Source organism: Streptomyces sp. NPDC089799 (genome assembly GCF_040684755.1).
In the GTDB taxonomy this organism is placed as follows: Bacteria; Actinomycetota; Actinomycetes; order Streptomycetales; family Streptomycetaceae; genus Streptomyces.
This window is the reverse complement of sequence record NZ_JBFBGR010000006.1, coordinates 144469-166260: the sequence shown is the minus strand read 5'-3', so window position 1 is coordinate 166260 and position 21792 is coordinate 144469. Positions and strand designations below refer to the sequence as shown.

Annotated in this window: 19 protein-coding genes and 1 pseudogene; 10 read left to right on the top strand and 10 right to left on the bottom strand. The window is 72.8% G+C overall.

Going from position 1 to position 21792, the window contains the following annotated elements; translation table 11 throughout:
* Positions 1–74: 74 nt before the first annotated feature.
* Positions 75–1808 carry a lysine--tRNA ligase gene (gene lysS, locus AB0O36_RS08215; protein WP_365105815.1) on the top strand — a complete coding sequence of 578 codons (1734 nt, stop codon included), beginning with the start codon at positions 75–77 and terminating at the stop codon, positions 1806–1808.
* A 90-nt stretch (positions 1809–1898) separates the two neighbouring features.
* Here the strand turns inward: lysS and AB0O36_RS08210 are convergent, their stop codons facing one another.
* From AB0O36_RS08210 to AB0O36_RS08195, 4 genes are all read right to left on the bottom strand, one after another.
* Positions 1899–2084: a DUF1918 domain-containing protein gene (locus AB0O36_RS08210; protein ID WP_365105812.1), complete on the bottom strand. Its 186-nt coding sequence runs from the start codon at positions 2082–2084 to the stop codon at positions 1899–1901.
* Positions 2085–2248: 164 nt separating this feature from the next.
* Positions 2249–3889, bottom strand: coding sequence for a DUF2637 domain-containing protein (locus AB0O36_RS08205; RefSeq protein ID WP_365105810.1), 1641 nt, complete (start codon positions 3887–3889; stop codon positions 2249–2251).
* Positions 3890–3959: 70 nt separating this feature from the next.
* On the bottom strand, positions 3960–4721 hold the full coding sequence (locus AB0O36_RS08200; protein ID WP_365105807.1) for a DUF3558 domain-containing protein: 762 nt from the start codon (positions 4719–4721) through the stop codon (positions 3960–3962).
* Positions 4722–4821: 100 nt separating this feature from the next.
* A complete protein-coding gene (locus tag AB0O36_RS08195; RefSeq protein ID WP_365105804.1) occupies positions 4822–5748 on the bottom strand; it encodes a DUF3558 domain-containing protein in 927 nt (308 codons plus the stop codon).
* Between the two features lie 181 nt (positions 5749–5929).
* Here AB0O36_RS08195 and AB0O36_RS08190 point away from each other — a divergent pair, with 181 nt between their 5' ends.
* On the top strand, positions 5930–7123 hold the full coding sequence (locus tag AB0O36_RS08190) for an RtcB family protein (protein ID WP_365105801.1): 1194 nt from the start codon (positions 5930–5932) through the stop codon (positions 7121–7123).
* 144 nt (positions 7124–7267) lie between these two features.
* Here the strand turns inward: AB0O36_RS08190 and AB0O36_RS08185 are convergent, their stop codons facing one another.
* The gene (locus AB0O36_RS08185; RefSeq protein ID WP_365105799.1) at positions 7268–7873 is read right to left on the bottom strand and encodes a Uma2 family endonuclease; all 606 of its coding nucleotides are present in this window, start codon (positions 7871–7873) and stop codon (positions 7268–7270) included.
* Positions 7874–8009: 136 nt separating this feature from the next.
* Here AB0O36_RS08185 and AB0O36_RS08180 point away from each other — a divergent pair, with 136 nt between their 5' ends.
* Positions 8010–8684, top strand: a complete 675-nt coding sequence (locus tag AB0O36_RS08180; RefSeq protein ID WP_365105797.1) for a polysaccharide deacetylase family protein — start codon at positions 8010–8012, stop codon at positions 8682–8684.
* A 192-nt stretch (positions 8685–8876) separates the two neighbouring features.
* On the opposite strand, the gene AB0O36_RS08175 is transcribed toward AB0O36_RS08180, so the two are convergent.
* Both AB0O36_RS08175 and AB0O36_RS08170 read right to left on the bottom strand, forming a co-directional pair.
* Positions 8877–9638, bottom strand: coding sequence for an SDR family NAD(P)-dependent oxidoreductase (locus AB0O36_RS08175; RefSeq protein WP_365105794.1), 762 nt, complete (start codon positions 9636–9638; stop codon positions 8877–8879).
* A gap of 119 nt (positions 9639–9757) precedes the next feature.
* Positions 9758–10093, bottom strand: coding sequence for a YnfA family protein (locus tag AB0O36_RS08170; protein WP_365105792.1), 336 nt, complete (start codon positions 10091–10093; stop codon positions 9758–9760).
* Positions 10094–10222: 129 nt separating this feature from the next.
* On the opposite strand from AB0O36_RS08170, the gene AB0O36_RS08165 reads away from it, so the two are divergent.
* On the top strand, positions 10223–10819 hold the full coding sequence (locus tag AB0O36_RS08165) for a hypothetical protein (protein ID WP_365105789.1): 597 nt from the start codon (positions 10223–10225) through the stop codon (positions 10817–10819).
* A gap of 96 nt (positions 10820–10915) precedes the next feature.
* On the opposite strand, the gene AB0O36_RS08160 is transcribed toward AB0O36_RS08165, so the two are convergent.
* Both AB0O36_RS08160 and AB0O36_RS08155 read right to left on the bottom strand, forming a co-directional pair.
* On the bottom strand, positions 10916–11668 hold the full coding sequence (locus AB0O36_RS08160) for a Mut7-C RNAse domain-containing protein (protein ID WP_365105786.1): 753 nt from the start codon (positions 11666–11668) through the stop codon (positions 10916–10918).
* A 125-nt stretch (positions 11669–11793) separates the two neighbouring features.
* A pseudogene (locus AB0O36_RS08155) lies at positions 11794–12207 on the bottom strand (helix-turn-helix domain-containing protein); the annotation flags it as partial.
* Positions 12208–12351: 144 nt separating this feature from the next.
* Between AB0O36_RS08155 and AB0O36_RS08150 the strand changes: the two are divergent.
* The 3 genes from AB0O36_RS08150 (at position 12352) to AB0O36_RS08140 (ending at position 17122) form a co-directional block, all read left to right on the top strand.
* Entirely contained in the window at positions 12352–13248 is an 897-nt protein-coding gene (locus AB0O36_RS08150) for an NADP-dependent oxidoreductase (protein ID WP_365106170.1), read from the top strand.
* 230 nt (positions 13249–13478) lie between these two features.
* Entirely contained in the window at positions 13479–15686 is a 2208-nt protein-coding gene (locus tag AB0O36_RS08145) for a hypothetical protein (RefSeq protein WP_365105783.1), read from the top strand.
* 269 nt (positions 15687–15955) lie between these two features.
* Positions 15956–17122 carry a hypothetical protein gene (locus AB0O36_RS08140; protein WP_365105780.1) on the top strand — a complete coding sequence of 389 codons (1167 nt, stop codon included), beginning with the start codon at positions 15956–15958 and terminating at the stop codon, positions 17120–17122.
* Positions 17123–17229: 107 nt separating this feature from the next.
* Here the strand turns inward: AB0O36_RS08140 and AB0O36_RS08135 are convergent, their stop codons facing one another.
* The gene (locus tag AB0O36_RS08135; protein WP_365106168.1) at positions 17230–17667 is read right to left on the bottom strand and encodes a hypothetical protein; all 438 of its coding nucleotides are present in this window, start codon (positions 17665–17667) and stop codon (positions 17230–17232) included.
* 557 nt (positions 17668–18224) lie between these two features.
* Here AB0O36_RS08135 and hemL point away from each other — a divergent pair.
* The 3 genes from hemL (at position 18225) to AB0O36_RS08120 (ending at position 21747) form a co-directional block, all read left to right on the top strand.
* Positions 18225–19547 (top strand): glutamate-1-semialdehyde 2,1-aminomutase, encoded by a 1323-nt coding sequence (hemL, locus tag AB0O36_RS08130; RefSeq protein WP_365105778.1) that lies wholly within the window; start codon positions 18225–18227, stop codon positions 19545–19547.
* Entirely contained in the window at positions 19544–20260 is a 717-nt protein-coding gene (locus AB0O36_RS08125) for a histidine phosphatase family protein (protein ID WP_365105775.1), read from the top strand. Before hemL ends, AB0O36_RS08125 begins: the two co-directional genes overlap by 4 nt.
* A gap of 239 nt (positions 20261–20499) precedes the next feature.
* Complete coding sequence (locus AB0O36_RS08120) at positions 20500–21747, top strand: hypothetical protein (RefSeq protein WP_365105772.1); 1248 nt, start codon at positions 20500–20502, stop codon at positions 21745–21747.
* Positions 21748–21792 lie beyond the last annotated feature (45 nt).

The following is a 21792-nucleotide window of genomic DNA, read 5'->3' as shown; positions in this document are numbered from 1 at the left end:
GGAGCAACCCCGGGGCGGCACCATCCGTCTGGGAGAATGCCTGAAGAGCAGCATTCGAGATAGAAGGACGTGTCGTGGCTCAGAGCGCCCAGAGCAGCACCGAGACCGACTGGGTCTCCCGTTTCGCGGACGAGGTCATCGCCGAGGCGGAGCGGCGTGCGCCGGGCAAACCTGTCGTCGTCGCGTCCGGCCTCTCCCCCTCCGGACCCATCCACCTCGGCAACCTCCGCGAGGTCATGACCCCGCACCTGGTCGCGGACGAGATCCGCCGCCGCGGCTTCGAGGTCCGCCACGTGATCTCCTGGGACGACTACGACCGGTACCGGAAGGTGCCCAAGGGCATCCCCGGCGTCACCGAGGAGTCCCACGCGCAGCACATCGGCCGCCCGCTGACCGCCGTGCCCGCCCCCGAGGGTTCCGACCACCCGAACTGGGCCGAGCACTTCAAGGCCGCCATGGTCGAGGCGCTGGCCGAGCTGGGCGTCGAGTACGACCCGATCAGCCAGACCGAGCAGTACCTGGCGGGCACCTACCGCGAGCAGGTCCTGCACGCGATGAAGCACCGCGGCGACATCGACGCCGTCCTGGCCCAGTACCGCACCAAGCCCAAGGCCGCGAAGAAGTCGCAGAAGCCGGTCGACGAGGCCGAGCTGGAGGCCGCCGAGGGCTCCGGCGCGGCGAGCGAGGACGACGGCAGCGCGGAGGGCTCGGAGTACTTCCCGTACAAGCCGTACTGCGGGGCGTGCAACAAGGACTTCACCCAGGTCACCTCGTACGACGACGAGACGACCGAGCTGACCTACGTCTGCACCGAGGACGAGTTCACCGAGACCGTCAAGCTGTCCGAGTTCAACCGCGGCAAGCTGGTCTGGAAGGTCGACTGGCCGATGCGCTGGGCCTTCGAGGGCGTCATCTTCGAGCCCTCCGGCGTCGACCACTCCTCGCCGGGCTCCTCCTTCCAGGTCGGCGGGCAGATCGTGCACCTCTTCGGTGCCGAGCAGCCGATCGGCCCGATGTACGCCTTCGTCGGCATCAGCGGCATGGCCAAGATGTCCTCCAGCAAGGGCGGGGTGCCCACCCCGGGCGACGCGCTGAAGATCATGGAGCCGCAGCTGCTGCGCTGGCTGTACGCCCGCCGCAAGCCCAACCAGAGCTTCAAGATCGCCTTCGACCAGGAGATCCAGCGCCTGTACGACGAGTGGGACAAGCTGGAGGCCAAGGTCGCCGACGGCTCCGTGCTGCCGGCCGACGCCGCCGCGCACACCCGTGCCGTCCGCGTCGCCTCGCACGAGCTGCCGCGCACCCCGCGCCCCCTGCCGTACCGCACGCTCGCCTCGGTCGTCGACATCACCGCCGGCCACGACGAGCAGACCCTGCGCATCCTGGCCGACCTGGACCCGACGCAGCCGTTGGCCTCGCTGGACGACGTACGGCCGCGCCTGGACCGCGCCGAGAACTGGATCACCACCCAGGTCCCGGCCGACCAGCGAACCCTGGTCCGTGAGGAGCCCGACACCGAGCTGCTCGCCTCGCTCGACGCGGACGGCCGCCGCTCCCTGGAGCTGCTGCTCGACGGCCTGGACGAGCACTGGTCCCTGGACGGCCTGACCACGCTGGTCTACGGCGTGCCGAAGGTCATGGCGGGCCTGGAGCCCGACGCCAAGCCGACGGCGGAGCTGAAGGTCGCGCAGCGCGAGTTCTTCGCCCTGCTCTACCGCCTGCTGGTGACCCGGGAGACCGGGCCGCGGCTGCCCACGCTGCTGCTGGCGGTGGGCGCGGACCGGGTGCGCAAGCTGCTGGCCGCGTAACGCGGCCGGTCCCCGGACCTGCCATGCATGAGGGCCCGCACCCGGACGGGGGTGCGGGCCCTCACCGCGCTCGGCGGCTGCTCGTGTCCGTCAGTCGGTGTGGCGGACGACCGTGTCCGGGCCCGGTGACATCAACGTCTCGTGGCCGTCCTCGAAGCGCACCCGGTAGGGCGGGGAGCCGTTCTCGCCGAGTACCTCGATCACCTCGGCCGTCCGGTCGTGCTGTCCGACGATCCGGCCGTGCACCAGCAGCCGGTCGCCCACGCTTGCCTGCACCTGTCTGCCCTCTTTCCTGCGCTTGCCGCGCTGTCCGGGGAACGGACTCCCCGGGGCGGCGCGCAGGTATGCGCGAGGTCGCCGGAATGGCGTACGGCTTCCCTACGGCGCTCGCACGGCTTCCGTACGGCGGCTGCCCGGACGGTCAGGCGGTGTGGGCGGCGTCAGGCGATGTGCTCGGCCTCGGCCTCGCGCTCGTAGCGGTGGCGCAGCTCGGGCATGATCCGGCGGAGCAGCGAGGCGCTGCGCGGGTGGGTGACGCCGTAGCCGTCCGCGAGGTGTATCTCCAGCGCCTCGGGGGTCGGGAAGTTGCCGTGTTCGGCGAGGAAGGTGCGGAGCACCTTGTACGCCGCCTCGCCGAACTCCTGCTCGCTGATCGTGTCCGGCTCGTCCTCGGCACGCGGGCCGGGGATGGGCAGCTGCTGCTGCTCGCCCTGGCCGGGGCCGGTGGCCGGGACCGGCTGGGGGGCGGGCTGCGGGGCGGCGGCCGTTCCGTCCGGTTCCCCGGCCGGGCCGGCCGGGGGCATCACGGGGATGGGCTCCAGGCCCTCGACGTACTGCGGGTTGTAGCCGCCCTGGTAGCCCGCCTGCGGAGCCTTCGGCCCGGCGAACCACGCGCTGTCGTGGGCGGCGGGCATGGCGGTCGGGTCGACGGCGAAGGCGGCGGCCTGGTGCTGCTGCGCCTGCTGCTGCGCCTGCTGGGCTGCATGGGCCTGCTGGGCCGCCTGCGCCACCTGTGCGGGTGTGGGCTGCGCCTGCGGGCCGGCTGCCTCGGCCCCGGTCCGGGCGAGCGGGTGCGGGCCCTGGGGGCCGGTCGGGGCGGCACCCTGTGCGGCCTGTACGCCCTGCACGCCCTGCACGCCCGGCTGGGCGCCGGCCGGGGACCCGGAGGTCTGCGCCGCACCGGCGGGGGTGCCCTGGCCAGGGTCCGTCAGAGGTGCGGAGCCGGGACCGCCGGGGTTCCCGTACGCCTGCGCCCCATCCGATCCCGCGGGCACAGACACGGCAGCAGCCGCCACGGCAGCAGCGGCACCGGCACCGGCCGCCGCCGGCTCCGTCTCCGCCCCGGCGCCCGAGGGAAGCCCCGGGCGGGTCGGGGCCGGGGGCAGCAGCACCGGGTCGATGCCGGCCGCCGCCAGGCCCTCCGGCGCAGTCTGGGACAGCGGTACGCCGATCCGGGCCAGCCGCAGCGGCATCAGCGCCTCCACCGGCGCCTTGCGGCGCCAGGCCCGCCCGTAACGGGCCTGCAGACGGGCCTGGTAGATCAGCCGGTCCTGCTCCATGCCGACCGCCTGCTCGTAGGAGCGCAGCTCCCACAGCTTCATCCGGCGCCAGAGCTTGAAGGTGGGAAAGGGGGAGAGGAGCCACCGGGTGATCCGGACGCCCTCCATGTGCCGGTCCGCGGTGATGTCCGCGATCCGGCCGACCGCGTGCCGGGCCGCCTCCACGGTGACCACGAACAGCACCGGGATCACGGCGTGCATGCCGACGCCCAGCGGGTCCGGCCAGGCCGCCGCGCCGTTGAACGCGATCGTGGCGGCCGTCAGCAGCCAGGCGGTCTGGCGCAGCAGCGGGAAGGGGATCCGGATCCACGTCAGCAGCAGGTCCAGCGCGAGCAGCACGCAGATGCCCGCGTCGATGCCGATCGGGAAGACCAGCGAGAAGTCGCCGAAGCCCTTCTTCAGCGCCAGCGCGCGGACCGCCGCGTACGAACCCGCGAAACCGATTCCCGCGATGACGACCGCACCGGCGATCACCACACCGATGAGTATTCGGTGGGTTCGAGTCAGTTGCATCGCGGCCACCCGCGACCCCCTCTCCCTATCCGCTGAAACGAGCTCTGGCAGGGGCCAGAGTACGGGTGACCGCCCGGAGTTACTGCTGGGGCTGCTGGTTCGCGCTTCCGATCGTGCCCACGGCCTCCTTGGCCGCGTTGATCGCGCTCTCCAGCAGCTTGGCGTGGTCGGGAGCCTTCGCACCCTCGTACGAGGCACCGTTGTAGTCGAGGGCGATCACGACGTTCTGGGTGCGCGCCACCACGGTGGTGTTGAAGAAGTCCACTCCGTCCTTCTTCGTGGTGTAGATGATGCTCGTGGCCTGGTCGCCGACGCCGCCGGCCTCCTCGGCCTTGACGTTCTCCGCGCCCTGGGAGGCCTTCGCCGCCTCGACCTGCTTGGTGTACTGCTCGCCGGCACGCTGGTTGCCGCTGCCGAGGGCGGCCTGCGAGTCGTAGCGGACCAGCGAGACCGCGAGCCAGCGGTAGTTCGAACCCTGGAGGCCGTCCTCGTCGAGGCCGTTCCAGGAGCAGCCGCCGCGGCTGGCCAGGTCGTTCGACTTGGTCGCGGTGCCGTTCTTGTCCTTGACCTCGGGGACCAGGGTCTCGATGGTCTTCGCCTGGACCACCTTGCAGGGCTCGGGCAGCTTGTCGAAGGCCGCCTTCTCCAGCTTCGGCTCGGCGGAGGCCTTGGCGCCGCCGCCGGGAGCAGAGGAGGCGGAAGCGGACGAACCGGACTTCTTCTTGTCGTCGCCGGAGCCCGAACCCTTGCCGGAATCGGAGGAACACCCGGCCACGGTGAGGATCACCGGGACGGCTGCGCAGGCGAGAACGCGGGTGAGGCGCGAGGCTGATCGGTGCATGTTTCCTTCAATGACTCGTCGGCGGGACCCCGCAACCGTAGCCCGACCGGGTGACCCGCTGCTGTGCGCGCCGTCACGCCGGGGGTGTCCGGAGGGGGCGTCAGTCGCTGAACCGGTCGGCCAGTGCGTCCGCCAACTCGCGCGCCAGTTCCTGGGTTTCCTCGCTCGACGGGACGGCGCCGAGGGTCGTCGGCTGGACGGCGTAGTCGACCGTGACGATGACGTTCGAGGTGCGGAACACGATCCGTACGGTGCGGGACTGCGGGGCGGTGGCGCCCGCGGCGGGGGCGAGCCGGTCGTCGAGGAACGCCTCGCCGGCGAGGTCGTCGAGCCGGCGGGAGCCGGGGGTGACGGTGCCGGGGGTGGCGCCGGGAGCGGTTCCGGTGCTCGTGCCGGGGGTGGGGGTACCGGCGGTGGTGGAGCCCGGGGTGGTGCCGGGGGCCGTTCCGGGGGCGGACGCCGCCGGGGTGGGAGCGCCGGTGGCGGGGGGTGCCTTCGTGCCGGGGGAGGTGCCCGCGGCGGTGCCGGGCGTCGCGCCTGTCGGGGCTCCGGAGCCGCCCGGGGTCGGGGTGGCCGCGGCGGGCAGGCCGGCGCCGACGAGCTGGCGCTCGTACACCTGGTGGGCCTTGTCGTCGTCGCTGGTGGTGGCGCGGTCGTAGGAGACGACGCGCTCGAAGCCCACGAACAGCAGCCGGGTGGTGCCGGCGTCCTCCGTCTTCCAGCGGCAGCCGACGCGCCGGTCGCTGTCGTAGGAGGTGTCGGCCACTCCGGCGTAGAGCTGGCCCTTCTCCTCGTCCGTGAGGGTGGGCGCGGCGGGCAGTATCGCCTTCAGGCGCTTGCCGTCGACGGCCTTGCAGGGCATCGGCAGCATCCGGTACTTGCCGGGCGGCGCGGCCGCCGGTGCCTTGGCGCCGCTCTTGGCGTCCCCGTCACCGGCTTTGTCCCCGTCGCCCCCGGTGCACCCGGCGGCGAGCAGGGTGAGCATCGCGAGGCCCGGCAGGGCCAGCCGTACTGCCTTGCGCTGCACGTCCTGTCGCTCCCTCGGTCGGAAAATCCGTTGCCGCGGTGAGGCGGCGGCTGGACACAATGTCTACCGCACGCGCTGGTGCTGACGCCGGTCCCCTGTCCTGTTTGGGACCAAGAGCGAGGCTTTTTGCGTAATCAGATCTATCTTTGATTCATGGGGATTTAAGGGCTGTGGGGACGATATGTCGTATGTAGAGGTGCCTGGGGCGCAGGTTCCGATCCGGATATGGGCGGACCCGGCGACGGTCGAGGACCAGGCCATGCAGCAGCTCCGCAACACGGCCACCCTCCCGTGGATCAAGGGCCTGGCGGTCATGCCGGACGTGCACTACGGCAAGGGTGCGACGGTCGGTTCGGTGATCGCGATGAAGGACGCGATCTGTCCGGCGGCGGTGGGGGTGGACATCGGCTGCGGCATGTCGGCGGTGAAGACCTCGCTGACCGCGAACGACCTGCCGGGCGACCTGTCCAAGCTCCGCTCGAAGATCGAGCAGGCGATCCCGGTCGGCACGGGCATGCACCGCGAGGCGGTGGACCCGGGGCGGCTGTACGGGTTCGGGGCGACGGCGTTCGACGACCTGTGGACGCGGTTCGACTACCTGGCGGACGAGGTGAAGTTCCGGCGGGACCGGGCCATGAGGCAGATGGGAAGCCTTGGCCAGGGAAATCACTTCGTGGAGCTTTGTGTTGATATGTCCGATTCGGTGTGGCTCATGCTGCACTCGGGATCGCGGGGCATCGGCAACGAACTCGCCTCGCACCACATCTCGGTGGCCCGCGGCCTCTCGCACAACCAGGGCCTGGTCGACCGGGACCTGGCGGTGTTCCTCGCGGCGACCCCGGAGATGGACGCGTACCGCAGCGACCTCTTCTGGGCGCAGGAGTACGCGAAGTACAACCGCGCGGTGATGATGAGCCTGTTCAAGGAGGTCGTCCGGCGGGAGTTCCGCAAGGCGAAGGTCTCCTTCGAGCAGGAGATCAACTGCCACCACAACTACGTCGCGGAAGAGCGCTACGACGGGATGGACCTGCTGGTCACCCGTAAGGGTGCGATCCGGGCCGGCGGCGGAGAGTACGGGATCATCCCGGGCTCGATGGGTACGGGCTCGTACATCGTGAAGGGTCTCGGGAACGAGAAGTCCTTCAACTCGGCCTCGCACGGAGCGGGGCGGAAGATGAGCCGGACCGCGGCGAAGAAGAGGTTCTCCGCGCGGGACCTCGCGGAGCAGACGCGGGGTGTGGAGTGCCGCAAGGACGCCGGCGTCGTCGACGAGATCCCCGGCGCCTACAAGTCGATCGACCAGGTCATCCACCAGCAGACCGACCTGGTCCAGGTGGTGGCCAAGCTCAAGCAGGTCATCTGCGTGAAGGGCTGACCACCGCCCAGCGGGCGCAGCCGTCGGGGGAATGGAGGAGCCCGGACCCGGGTGAACCGGGTCCGGGCTCCTCCGTCTGGTCGGGTGGGTCGGACCGGGGCGGGCCGCGGTCCGGTGCTGTGGTGCGCGCGGCTCCGGGCGGGGTCAGTCCTCGTCGCCGTCGAGGAGGCGGTCCACCGGGAGGTCCAGGGCGATGCCGATGGACTCGGGGAGGGGGACGGACATGCCGCGCTTGAACGGCTTGCGGGAGCGGTACTCGCCCTCGCGCGGGTCGGTGTAGAGGATCACCTCGTCGTGGCGGCGGTCGGCGATGAGGTAGACGGGAATCCCGGCCTGTGCGTAGCAGTCGACCTTGGGGCCGAGGTCGTCGGCCCAGTTCGACGAGGTCACCTCAACAACCATGCGGAACACATGGGGAGCGTAGTAGTTGCTCACCAGGTGGGCGTCCCTGTAGTCCGCGTCGACCACCGAGAGATCCGGAATGGCGGCATCGTCGCCGGTGGGTAGCCGAATGCCGATGGCCTGCAGATACTTGATGCCGGCCTTCCTGGCCCCTGCTGCGGCGAACGCCTCGATGAGCCACGTCAGTGTCTCCGAGTGGGGGCCGTCGGCGGGCGGTGTCACGATGAGCCTCCCCTGGAGAATCTCCACGCGGTGTCCGGGAAGCTCCTTGGAGAGACGGTCGGCGGCCTCCGCGATCGTGGTCTCGTGCTGTATCACGGCCATAGCTTCATCCTTTTCGAGGCTCACGCTTCCGTGAGCGTATCCCCGGCCGCCGACATTCCGTGCGAGTTCACCCATACGGGCGCCGAAGGGCGCGGAGTGCGAACTCCGGTCCAGGCATGGGGGGTTGACCGGAAGTTTGGTCTAGACCAAGGTGTGGCGCATGCGGAGATCTCGTGTGGTTCTTGCCGTGCTCGCGTCCTGTGCGCTGAGCCTGGGGATGGTCGGGCCGGCGGAGGCCGGGGTGGGGCTGCCGCCGGTCGTGGCGAAGGTGCCCACGCAGGAGAAGGTCGTCTTCATCACCATCGACGACGGGTGGTACCACGATCCGGCGGTGGCGCGGACTCTGGTCGAGGAGCGGGTGCCGGTGTCGATGTTCCTGCTGCCGGGGGCGACGTCGTACGACACGCAGTACTTCACCGGGCTCGTCGAGGAGGGCCGGGCGACGGTGGAGAACCACACCGTCAACCACCCCGATCTGACCGCGCTGGATGCGGCCGGGAAGGACGCCGAGGTGTGCGGGGCGGGGGAGCAGCTGAAGGGCGTGTTCGGGCGCGCGCCGAAGCTCCTGCGGCCTCCGTACGGGGCGGTGAACGACGAGGTGCGGCTGGCCGCCAAGGCGTGCGGGGTGAAGGCGCTGGTGACCTGGACGCACGACTTCACCACGTGGGGCGATGTCCCGCCGCCCACGCCGGAGTTGAAGTCGGGGGACGTGGTGCTGCTGCACTTCACGCCCACGCTGGGTGCCGACCTCCGGCGCGCGCTGGACGCGGCGAAGGCGGCCGGGCTGAAGCCGGCCGCGCTGATGCCGCACCTTAAGGCGGCCGGGCTGGTGTGACCGTCCGGTCGGCCCCGGATTTCGGAAGTGCAATGGCCGGCGGCGCCGGTTTCACGGCCCGGGCGGCCGTGCTTTCGAGGACACCGCGGTCCGGTCCGGGCCGGCCTCGGGGGGCGGGCCGGGCCGGGCCGCAGTCATGTGTCCGTACGGTGGCGGGCCGGGGCCCGTCCGGCGGACCAGGGCCGATGATCCCTAGAGCTCGCGGTGGAGCTTGGTGTTGGAGGCCTGGGCGCGGGGGCGGACGACCAGGAGGTCGATGTTGACGTGGCTGGGGCGGGTCACGGCCCAGGTGATCGTCTCGGCCACGTCGTCGGCGGTGAGGGGCTCGGCCACGCCTTCGTAGACCTTGGCGGCCCGCTCCTTGTCGCCGCGGAAGCGGGTGGTGGCGAACTCGTCGGTCTTGACCAGGCCGGGGGCGATCTCGATGACCCGGACCGGGCGGCCGACGATCTCCAGGCGGAGGGTCTCGGCGAGGACGCGGGCGCCGTTCTTCGCTGCGACGTAGCCGGCGCCGCCCTCGTAGGTGGCGTGCCCGGCGGTGGAGGAGAGGACGACCACGGTGCCGTCGCCGGAGGCGTCCAGGGCGGGCAGCAGGGCCTGGGTGACGTTGAGGGTGCCGATGACGTTGGTCTCGTACATGGTGCGCCAGTCGGCGGGGTCGCCGGTGGCGACGGGCTCGGCGCCGATCGCGCCGCCGGCGTTGTTGACCAGGAGGTCGCAGCGGTCGAGGGAGGCGGCGAGGGCGTCCACCGCGGTGCGGTCGGTGACGTCGAGGGGGTGGGCGGCGGCGGAGTGTCCGGCGGCGCGGATCTCCTCGGCGATGGCCTCGATGCGGTCCTTGCGGCGGGCGGTGAGGACGACGTGGTAGCCGGCCGCGGCGAGCTGCCGGGCGGTGGCCGCGCCGATGCCGCTGCTCGCGCCGGTGACTACTGCGGTGCGGGTGGCCGTGCTCATGTGCTCGCTCCTCGGTGGCCTTGCTGCGTGACCTTGTGGGCCCCGCGTGCGTGTGCGGTCCTGGTACGTCTGTACGGCTGTACGTCCGTCCAGGCCAGGATAGGCGGGCGGGCCGGACGTCAGCGGCTCCGGGGCATGTACATGATTACCGCTACGCCGGCCAGGCAGACCAGGGCGCCGGTCACGTCCCAGCGGTCGGGGCGGTAGCCGTCGGCGACCGCGCCCCAGGCGAGCGAACCGGCGATGAAGACGCCGCCGTACGCGGCGAGGACGCGGGCGAAGTCGCCCTGCGGCTGGAGGGTGGCGGCGAAGCCGTAGAGGCCGAGGGCGATGACCCCGGCGCCGATCCAGGCCCAGCCGCGGTGTTCGCGCACGCCCTGCCAGACGAGCCAGGCGCCGCCGATCTCCAGGAGGGCGGCGAGCAGGAACAGGGCGGTGGAGCGGAGGATCAGCATGGCGGAAACACTTCCATACCGGGGGGAAGGGGGCGTGCGCGGTTGGCGCAACGACCTGACCTCGTTCGTGTGACGGTCCGATGATCGGACCGATGGGGTGGTTAGCGTCCGCGGGTGGAGGTGGTCGCGGTGGGCGTTCGTCGAGCGGTGCGCAAGGCCGTGCGTGGTGCGGCGCGTGGTGCGGTGGTGCGCGGTGGAGTGGTGCGTGGTGCGGTGGTGGCCGGGGCGGTGGCCGTGACGGCCGTGGCGCTTTCGGCCGGGGCGGCGGCGGCAGCCGGTGGGCCTGCGGCGGTGGCAGCCCGTGGGCCTGCGGCGGTGGCCGGGGTGGGCCCGGCGGCCGAGGTCGAGGCCGATGTGGCGTACCACGGGCGGGTTTCGCTCACCGGGGGCCGGCTGGCCGTACTGCTGATCCCGGAGAACGAGGGTCCCGCCGCCGTGCCCGCGGCCACGCTGCGGCTGCGCCTGTCGGCGGACCTGGCCGCCGAGCAGGCGCTCGCCGAGGGGTGTGCGCGGTCGGGGCCGCGGGTGGTGGTGTGCGAGACGGGCGCGCTGCCGCTGCACGGGCAGGGCCGGCACATCGCGCTGGTGCTCCGGCTGAAGGAGCGGCCGTCGGAGGTCACCGTACGGGTGGACACCTGGTGGAACGGCGGCGCGACGGACCGGAACCTGGCCAACAACGAGCATGCCGTGCTGGCGCTGGACACGGGCGACATCTACGCCTTCTGATCCGGCGCCTGGTGTGGGGCGGGACGATATCCACACCTGTGGACAGCGCGTGGGCCCGGCTCCGCCGAGCCCACCCCGGCCGGCCCAACGGCCGGGCTACGGCGTCGGTTGGCGGGTGATGCCCAGGCCGCCGAATTCCTCGACCGCCTCGGAGACGATGCGCTCCAGTCGTGCGTGGTGCGCGCCCCGCCAGTAGACGCGTTCGCACTCGGAGCACTGCGCGAAGACGTCGTACGAGCGGTGCGTACCGCCCTCCACGCGATCGCCGACGCTCGCCTTGTCCGCGGAGCGCAACGCCCCGTTGCAGGCGGTGCACCGGGTCCACGGTTCCATCCGCGGCGCGAACCGCCCCAGCACGTCCCGGAGCTGCTCGTCCGGGCGGTCGCTGTAGACGTACGCGCCGGCCCAGATCTCGCGGCGCCGCAGCAGCCCCCGGTCCCGGGAGAGCAGCACCCGCCGCTCGGCGGCCGAGCGGGTGGCGAGGGCGGGGTCGCCGATGTCCTCGTTCTCGTACGCCGCGTCCACGCCGAGCAGGCGCAGCCGCCGGGCGAGGGTGCCGAGGTGTACGTCGAGCAGGAAGCGGAGCGGGGCGCCGGGAACTTCCTGGGGCCGGACGACCCCCTGCACCTCGACGTGCTGACCGGCCTGCGGAACGTACGAGACCGGCACCTCCTGCCCGTCCACGAGCAGTCGGCCGACCTCCGTGAGCGGCACGCCGAAGGACTCCACGACGTGGCCGAGGCTGGAGGCGCCGTCGGTCGGGGTCGGGATGCGGTCGGACCGCCGGGCCGGCGGGGCGAAGAGCCGCAGCTCGGGGGCGAGGGTGAGGTGGATGTCGGGTCCGTTCACGGCCCCAGCATGCCACCGTCGGGGGCGCGGGCGGGCCTGCTTTTCCGCCCGCGGGAGCGCTACGAGGCCGGCCCGGTGCCCGCTCCGGCGGCCACCATGGTGTCCGCCCCGGCGTCCGGCCCGGTGGCCGGCGCCGCCTCGTCGTCGTAGGCGGTGCGGGCCGCGTGGACCTCGTCGAAGTGGTTCTCCGCCCACGCCTTCACCTGGGAGAGGAGGCAGGCGAGGTTGGCGCCGAGCGGCGTCAGCGCGTAGTCGACGCGGGCCGGGACGGAGGGGGTGACGGTGCGGGAGACCAGGCCGTCCCGTTCCAGGGAGCGGAGGGTCTGGGTGAGCATCTTCTGGCTCACGCCGGGGATCGCGCGGCCGAGGTCGCTGTAGCGGAGGCTGCCGGACCCGCTGTCCCGCAGCACCCCGACCACGATGCCGACCCACTTGTCGCTGATCCGGGCGAGGAGATGGCTGGTCGGGCACTCCCGGAGGAACGCGTCGTAGGCGGCGCGGGCGTCGGCGCGGCGGGCGGCGGCGGTCTGCGTGGCCATGGAGGTCCTCACTTCCGGGTGCGGTACGCACTCCCAAGTGCGTACTTACGAAAGGAAAGTAACTCTCCCTAGGTTAGTGGTCATCGGCAGGACGAGACGGCCGAAGGTGACAAACCGAGGGAGGGTCCGATGAGCAACGAGACGATGCACGCGGTGGTGGTGGACGGCTTCGGCGGTCCGGAGGTCGTGCGGGTCGCCGAGGTGCCGGTGCCGCGGCCCGCGGCCGGCCAGGTCCGGGTCCGGGTCCGCGCGGCGGGCCTGAACCCGGTCGACGGGGCGGTCCGGATCGGCGTCTTCGGCGGTGCGGGGGAGCGGATCGGCCTCGGCTGGGACGTCGCCGGCGAGATCGACGCGGTGGGCGAGGGCGTCGACGGCTGGACCGTCGGGCAGCGGGTGATAGCCCTGCACTACGGAACGGTGAAGCCGCTGGGCACGCACGCCGAGTACGCCGTCCTGGACGCGGACGCGCTGGCCGCGGCTCCCGCATCGGTGGACGACGTGACGGCGGCGGTGGTGCCGCTGAGCGCGCTGACGGCCGCCCAGGCGCTGGACCTGCTCGGGCTGGAGGCCGGGGACTCGGTGCTGATCACCGGCGCGGCCGGGGCGGTCGGCGGCTTCGCGGTGCAGCTCGCGGCCCGGGCCGGCCTGGTGGTGAGCGCGCTGGCGGGCGCGGCGGACGAGGAGCTCGTACGCGGGCTGGGCGCGGCGCACTTCGTGCCGCGCGGGTCCGGCCCGGCCGGGCCGGTGGACGGCGTACTGGACGCGGCGGTCCTCGGCGAGCAGGCGCTGGCGTTCGCCCGGGACGGCGGTTCGTACGTCGGCTTGCGCCCGGGCGCGGCCCCGGAGCCGGTGCGGGGCGTCCGGGTGGCCGAGCAGGAGGTCGCGGCGGACGGCGCGCACCTGGCCCGGCTGGCGGCGCTGGTCGACGAGGACGTGCTGACGCCGCGGGTGGGCGAGACGTACGCACTGGCCGACGCGGCCAAGGCGCACGCCCGGCTGGCGGAGGGCGGCCTGCGCGGCCGGATCGTCCTGACGCCCTGAGGTCCTGATTCCCTGATGTGTGCTGTCGGCGCGCGATTGTCCCCCCGGACGGCCGGGGGGACGGGCGGGCGCGCCGGGTTTCGCGCGCATGGACCTGTGCGGGGTGCGCCGGACGTGGGAAACGGTTGCGTGCCTCGTGGGCTCGCGCCGGGGCGAACCGAATGATTCCGGTGGGAGATTGAACGCTTTACATGGAATCATCCAATTCGTCCTGCGTAAGGAGCACGTGCATGAGTCCGGAGTCCAGGGCCCGTTCCCGGTCCTCGCTCGGCCCGCTGCCGCGCCGGAGGGCGGTCGCCGTGTCCGGCGCGCTGGCTTCGCTGGCACTCGTACTGACGGGCATGGCCGGCCCCGTGGTCGCGCAGGCGCATGCGGCGAAGTCGGCCGCGGCGGCCCCTCCGGTGGGCCCGGCGGGCGGCGGGGAGCGCTGCGAGGACGGACACGGGCGTACGGACCGTCCCCGGCCGGACCGGCCGCACGCACCGCAGCGGGCGCAGTCCGGCGACGCGGGCAGGGCCGTGCCGCAGGCGGGTTCGGGCGGCGGTCACGACGACCGCGACGAGTGCAAGCACCACGACAAGGCCGGCCCCACGGGCCCGACGGGCCCCGCCGGTTCCAGGGGCGACACGGGCCCCACGGGTGCTGCGGGCGCCGCGGGCCCGACCGGCCCGCAGGGTCCGACGGGAGCGGACGGCGCGACGGGCGCGACGGGTGCGAGTGGCGCCGCGGGCGCCACGGGCGACACCGGTCCGACGGGCCCGACCGGCCCGGCCGGCGCGACGGGCGACACCGGCGACACCGGCGCGACGGGTCCGCAGGGTCCGACGGGGCCCGGCGGCACGGGCAGCGTGGGACCGACCGGACCCACAGGGTCCCAGGGCCTGCAGGGCGACACCGGTGCGACGGGCCCGACCGGTCCTGTGGGCGCGACGGGTGCCCCGGGTGCCGCGGGCGAGACCGGTGCGACGGGTCCGCAGGGCCCGACGGGCCCCGGCGGCACCGGCAGCGTGGGCCCGACGGGTCCGACCGGCCCTCAGGGCAACACGGGCAACACGGGTGCCACGGGTCTGCAGGGCACCCCGGGTGACACGGGCGCCACCGGTCCGCAGGGCGACGTGGGTGACACGGGTCCGACCGGCCCGACGGGTCCGCAGGGCGACGTGGGCGACACGGGCGCGACGGGTCCCACGGGCCTGCAGGGCAACGTGGGTGACACGGGTCCGACGGGTCCGACGGGCCTGCAGGGCGACACGGGCGCGACAGGCCCCACGGGTCCGCAGGGCAGCGTGGGTGATACCGGTGCGACGGGTCCCACGGGTCCGACCGGCCTGCAGGGCGACACGGGTGCGACGGGCGCGACCGGTCCCACGGGTCCGCAGGGCGACGTGGGTGACACGGGTGCGACGGGCCCCACCGGACTGCAGGGTGAAACGGGTGACACCGGTCCGACGGGTCCGACCGGTTCCACGGGTCCGCAGGGCAACGTCGGTGATACGGGTCCGACCGGTCCCACGGGTCCGCAGGGCGACGTGGGCGACACGGGTGCGACGGGCCCGACCGGCCTGCAGGGCAACGTGGGTGACACGGGTCCGACGGGGCCGACCGGCCCGCAGGGCAACATCGGTCCGACGGGTCCCACCGGCCTGCAAGGCAACACGGGTGACACCGGTCCGACCGGTCCGACCGGTCCGATCGGCCCGACGGGTCTGCAGGGCAACGTCGGTGACACCGGTCCGACGGGTCCCACCGGCCTGCAGGGCGACACCGGCGCGACCGGTCCGACCGGACCGACCGGCCTGCAGGGCAATGTCGGCGCGACCGGCCCCACCGGTCCGACCGGCCTCCAGGGCAACATCGGTCCGACGGGCCCCACCGGCCTGCAGGGCAACACCGGCGCGACCGGCCCCACCGGTCCGACCGGCCCGCAGGGCAACACCGGCAACACCGGCCCCACCGGACCGACCGGCGCCACGGGTGCCAGCGGCACGACCGGCCCCTGCCAGGACGTCGACTCCTTCAACCCCAGCGGCTCGACCCACGTCAAGGCGATCCTGACCACCGACGGCCGCGCCATCGGCGGAGCCCGGGGCAACGGCGCGTCGTGGAACTGGACGCTCCTCAACCCGGCCGGCTCGAACTTCCCCGCCAACGCCTGCCACATCGCCGTCGCCTCCCAGTCGGGCGGCGTCGAGTTCGAGGTCCTGACCACCACCAACCTGCTGTACCAGGCGCGCTGCTCGTACGTCACCGCCAGCGACACCCTCACCATGTGCACCGGCTGGACCCAGGCCACTCCGGTGCTGCCGACCCTGGTCCAGCGCTCCGGCGCACCACACGCACCGCGGAAGCCGGTGGCGGACGCCAACCACCAGCGGAAGGACCTCGGGAAGAAGGCCGTTCCCGCGAAGGCCGTGAACAGAAAAGCCGTCAGGAAATGACCGGCTGACCTGTGTATATCGGGTGAGCGAGGGCTGATCGCGTGGGCCGTGTCCGGAGCCGCCGGGCACGGCACAGGCGCATTTCCGGGCCGGGGCGGTGGCGCCACACCGTGTCTTACCCCTCATGGCCCGCTCCGGGTGGGCCGTTGTGTTGAAGTTGCTGCGAGCCTGGCTGTCTTGGACGTGGCCGAAAACGAATGATTCCGGGGGAAGTCCGAACGTCTTCCACCGAATTCCCCCTCCATTCGGTTCCGTAAAGGAGCAAGTGCATGAGTCCTGAGTTCAGGACCCGGTCGTCGCTCGGCCCGCTGCCCCGCCGCAAGGCGATGGCGGTGTCCGGTGCGTTCGCATCGCTGGCCCTCGTACTGACGGGTATGGCAGCCCCCGCTCTCGCCCAGGCGAAGGCCGTGCAGACGGCCGCGGTCAGCAAGGCCACCCCGTCGGGCGGCGGCGAGTGCAAGGACCACGACGGCAAGGACGAGCACGGTCGGCCCGACCGCCCGCACGGCCCGGACAAGGCCAAGCCCGGCATGCCGCGCGGTGACGAGGACGGCAAGCACAACGGCAAGCACGACGACAAGTGCAAGGACAAGGGCAAGGTCGGTCCCACCGGCCCGACCGGCCCGACGGGTCCGCAGGGCCCGACCGGCGACACCGGCCCGACGGGCCCCGCCGGCGACACGGGTGACACCGGCGCCACCGGTGACACCGGCCCCACCGGCCCGACGGGTCCGCAGGGCCCGACCGGCCCCGGCGGTGAAGGCAGTGTCGGCCCGACGGGTCCGACCGGCCCGCAGGGTGCGACGGGTGACACCGGCCCGACCGGCCCGACGGGTCCGCAGGGCCCGACCGGCCCCGGCGGCACGGGCAGCGTCGGCCCGACGGGTCCGACCGGCCCGCAGGGTGCGACGGGTGACACCGGCCCGACGGGCCCGACGGGTCCGCAGGGTGCCACGGGTGACACCGGCGCCACCGGTGACACCGGCCCGACCGGCCCGACCGGCCCGCAGGGTGACACCGGTGCGACCGGCGCCCCCGGCCCGTGCAGCGACGTCGACGCATACAACCCCAGCGCCTCGAACGAGGTCAAGGCCGTGCTGACCGGCGGCACCGCGTGGGGCGGCGTCCGGGCCCTCCAGCCCGACGTCGGCCCGTTCACGTGGGAGAACCTCGGCGCCGTCGAGACCTTCCCGGACAACGCCTGTGCCATCTCCGTCGCGTCCCAGGCCAACCTGGTCTCCTTCCAGGTGCTGACCACCGACGGCGATCTGTTCGAGACGACGTGTGAGATCGACAACGACACCGACACGCTCGACAACTGCACCGGGGTCTGGACGGAGGTCACGTTCCCGGAGAACCCGCCGCTCAACCGGGCGGCCAGCGAGCCGCTGATCCCGGGCATGAACCCGAACCACCGCCCCAAGAGCATGAAGTAGTGGTGCTCTGAACGGCTCTGACCCTCCAGAGCAACACCGCCTGTGCCGCGCCCGGGTCCGCCCGGGCGCGGCACACGCGCGTCACGACCGGGGCGAGGACCGCCGGATCAGCCCCACACCAGGCAGTACGGCTGGTGCCCCGCCTCGTGCAGCCGCTGCGAGAAGTCCTGCCACTCGTGCAGCAGCCGGTAGACGTTGAACGCGTCGCTCGGGCCGCCGCGGTCGGGGACCGTGGACCAGATGAAGGCCGCCGCGCCCACCGACTCCTCGCCGATGTCCCGCAGCGGGTCCACCACCGTCATCGGCAGCTTGACCACCGCGTAGTCGGGGTGCAGGACGACCAGCTCCAGCGGCGGCACCTTGTGCAGGGGTATGCCCTCGATGCCGGTCAGGACCATCGCGGCCACCGTCTCCGGCTTGATCCTGGTGAACATGCCGCCCATGCCGAGCTCGTCGCCGCCGAGCTCCTCGGGGCGCATCGAGTGCGGCACGCGGGCCGCCGTCGCGCCGTCCGGGGCGCCGAAGTACTTGTACGTCACCCCCATGCCGCGGCTGCCCCCGGCCTTGCCGCGGAGGTCGCCGAGGGCGGGGACGGGGTCCGCGCCCGGCCCGGGCACGGGCAGCGGGGTGATGTCGGGCGCGGGAGGAGCAGGTGCGGCAGGCGCGGGCGAGGGGGGAGCGGGTGCCGGGGGAGCGGGTGCCGGCGTCGGGTCCGCAGAGGGCGACGCGGCCTCCGCCTGCTCGGCCTGGGCGCGGCGGTGCTTGCCGCGCCGGCGCGCTTCACGGGCTTCGCGGGCGCGCTTCGGGTCGAGGCCGTCCATACCCTCGCCCGGTCCACCACCGCGTTGCATATCTCCACCCGACTGGTCTTGCCTGCGCCTGTGACTGCCCCGGCCTCGCGGCCGCCTGTCCCGGCCCTGCGGCCGTATGCCCCGGTCCCGCGGCCGTCTGCCCCGGCCCCGCGACCGTACGTCCCGGCCCCGTGGCCGCCTGACCCGGCCCCGCGGCCCCCGCCACGCAGCCTGATCATCATGGCAGTGACCTCCCCCGCGCCGCAGCGGTGAAACGCCCGTCCGCAAGCGAAGTCGCGGCCTCTGAGACCATGGCTGGTGTGAGCTACCCGTACACGTATGAAGCCCCAGTTTCGCAGACGCTCTTCGAGCGTGCGTCCCTCGTGACCCCCGGCGGCGTGAACTCTCCGGTCCGCGCCTTCCGCGCCGTGGGCGGTACGCCCCGGTTCATGGTGTCCGGTACCGGTCCGTACCTCACCGATGCCGACGGGCGCGAGTACGTCGACCTCGTGTGCTCGTGGGGGCCGATGATCCTCGGCCACTCCCGCCCCGAGGTGATCGAGGCGGTGCAGGCGGCCGTCGCCCGCGGCACCTCCTTCGGCACGCCGGGTGAGGGCGAGGTCGCGCTCGCCGAGGAGATCGTCGCCCGCATCGAGCCCGTCGAGCAGGTCCGCCTGGTGTCCTCCGGCACCGAGGCGACCATGTCGGCCATCCGCCTGGCCCGCGGCTTCACGGGCCGCGCGAAGGTCGTGAAGTTCGCCGGCTGCTACCACGGCCACGTGGACGCGCTGCTGGCCGCCGCCGGTTCCGGCCTGGCCACCTTCGCGCTGCCGGACACCCCGGGCGTGACCGGCGCCCAGGCCGGCGACACGATCGTGCTCCCCTACAACGACCTGGACGCGGTCCGGGCGGCCTTCGCCGCGCACCCGGGCGAGATCGCCTGTGTGATCACCGAGGCGGCGCCCGGCAACATGGGCGTGGTCACCCCGGCGCCCGGCTTCAACCAGGGTCTGGCGGACCTGTGCCGCCAGGACGGCGCGCTGTTCATCTCCGACGAGGTCATGACCGGCTTCCGCACCTCGCGGGCCGGCTGGTACGGCGTCGAGGGCGTCAAGCCGGACCTGCTGACCTTCGGCAAGGTCATGGGCGGCGGCTTCCCGGCCGCGGCCTTCGGCGGCCGCGCCGACGTGATGGCCTACCTGGCTCCGGCCGGCCCGGTCTACCAGGCGGGCACGCTCTCCGGTAACCCGATCGCGACCGCCGCGGGCCTGGCGCAGCTGCGGCTGCTCGACCAGGCGGCGTACGACAAGGTCGACGCCGTGTCGGCGGAGATCCAGGGCCTGGTCACCCGGGCGCTGGCCAAGGAGGGCGTGGCGCACCGGCTGCAGACGGCCTCCAACATGTTCTCGGTGTTCTTCACCCCGGACGAGGTGAAGGACTACGAGGACGCGAAGAAGCAGGAGAGCTTCCGCTTCACCGCGTTCTTCCACGCGATGCTGGCCAACGGCGTGTACCTGCCGCCGTCCGCCTTCGAGTCCTGGTTCGTGTCCACCGCGCACGACGAGCGGGCCGTGGAGCGGATCGCCGCCGCGCTGCCCGCCGCCGCCCGTGCCGCCGCGGAGGCGACGGCATGAGCGACACCACGGGCGGCTCCGCGGCCGGATCCGCGGGCGGCGGCGAGATCACCGTCGTCCACCTGATGCGGCACGGCGAGGTGCACAACCCGGACGGCGTGCTCTACGGCCGCCGGTCCGGCTACCACCTCTCCGACCTCGGCCGGCAGATGGCGGACCGGGTCGCCGAGCACCTGGAGGGCCGGGACGTCACGTACGTCGTCTCCTCCCCGCTGGAGCGGGCGCAGGAGACGGCGGCGCCGATCGCCAAGAGCCACGGCCTGGACATCGCGACGGACGACCGGCTGCTGGAGGCGGAGAACGTCTTCGAGGGCAAGACCTTCGGCGTCGGCGACGGCGCGCTGCGCAAGCCGTCGAACTGGAAGCACCTCACCAACCCGTTCAAGCCGTCCTGGGGCGAGCCGTACGTCGAGCAGGTCGTGCGGATGATGGCGGCGCTGGACGCGGCGAAGGACCGGGCGCGCGGGCACGAGGCGGTGGCGGTCAGCCACCAGCTGCCGATCTGGATCGTGCGCAGCTTCGCGGAGAAGCGGCGGCTGTGGCACGACCCGCGGCGCCGCCAGTGCACGCTGGCGTCGCTGACCTCCTTCACGTACCGGGGGGACAAGCTGGTGTCGGTGGGCTACAGCGAGCCGGCCCGGGACCTGGTGCCGGCGCACCTGCTGGCGGGCGCCAAGCCGGTGAAGGGGAAGTCGAAGGCGTTCGGCGCGTAGCGGTGAGCGCGGGTCGTGCCCGCGTCTCCGTCCGCATGCGTCCGTCCGCATGCGTCCGTCCGCATGCGTCCGTCCGCACGCGTCCGTCCGCCCGTGTCCGTTCGGTGCACGCCTGTTACGGCCCCGGGTCATTAACAGCCGGACCGGGCGGGAATCCCCGTGTCAGGTTCACGGCCACTCCGACATGTCCGGTTATATGGACAGCGGATGGCGCGTGGGACGGCATCGGGGAGGGTGACATGCGCGGGGTCAGTCGTATCAGTCGCAGGGGCGTGCTCGGTCTTGGTCTCGGCGCGGCGGCCGCGCCGGTGCTCGCGGGCTGCGGCACCGGCGGTGGCGGTGGTGGCGGAGGCAAGTCCGGGTCCGGTGGCGGCGGCGGGGGCGGCAAGCAGGGCGGCGGCCCCGAGCCCAGGCTCATAGGCGACGGTTCGACTGCCGACACCGGGCCGCAGCCGAACCAGCCGGACAAGCCCGTGCCGCTGCAGCCGGGCGAGACCCCGCCGCAGTTCGTGGTGTTCAGCTGGGACGGCGCGGGAGAGGTGGGCAACGGCCTCTTCCCGCGCTTCCTCAAGCTGGCCAAGGACCACCACGCGGCCATGACCTTCTTCCTCTCCGGGATATACCTGCTCCCCGAGTCGAAGAAGTCCCTCTACAAGCCGCCGAGGAATCCGGTCGGCGCCTCCGACATCGGCTACCTCAAGGACGAGAACGTCCGGCTGACCCTGCAGAACGTCCGGCAGGCGTGGCTCGACGGCCACGAGGTGGGCACCCACTTCAACGGCCACTTCTGCGCCGGCTCCGGCTCCGTCGCCCGCTGGACCCCGCAGGACTGGCAGAGCGAGACAGACCAGGCCGTGTCCTTCGTCACCAACTGGAAGACGAACACCGGCTTCACCGACCTCCAGCCGCTGCCGTTCGACTACACGAAGGAGCTGGCCGGCGCCCGTACGCCGTGCCTGCTGGGCCAGGACAACCTGCTGCCGACCGCCGGGAAGCTCGGCTGGCGCTACGACGCGAGCTCGCCGGGCGGGCTCCAGCAGTGGCCGGTGAAGAAGGGCGGGGTCTGGGACCTGCCGCTGCAGGCGCTGCCGTTCCCCGGGCACCGCTTCGAGGTCCTGTCCATGGACTACAACATCCTCGCCAACCAGTCGAAGAACACCACCCGGGGCGTGCCCTCCAACTACCCGGCCTGGCGCACCCAGGCCACCGCCACCTACCTGGGCGGCTTCAAGCGGGCCTACGAGACGAACCGGGCGCCGCTGTTCATCGGCAACCACTTCGAGGAATGGAACGGCGGCATCTACATGGACGCCGTCGAGGAGGCCCTCAAGGGGATGTCGGACAAAAAGGATGTAAGGCTCGTATCCTTCCGGCAGTTGGTCGACTGGCTCGACGTCCAGGACCCCAAGATCCTCGCGAAGATGCGTGCGCTCCACCCCGGCCAGGCCCCGGCCGGCGGCTGGAAGACCTACCTGACGGCCGCCTGAGCTGCGGTTCGTCAGCGCCGCGGGGGGTGCGGAAGATCCCCGATA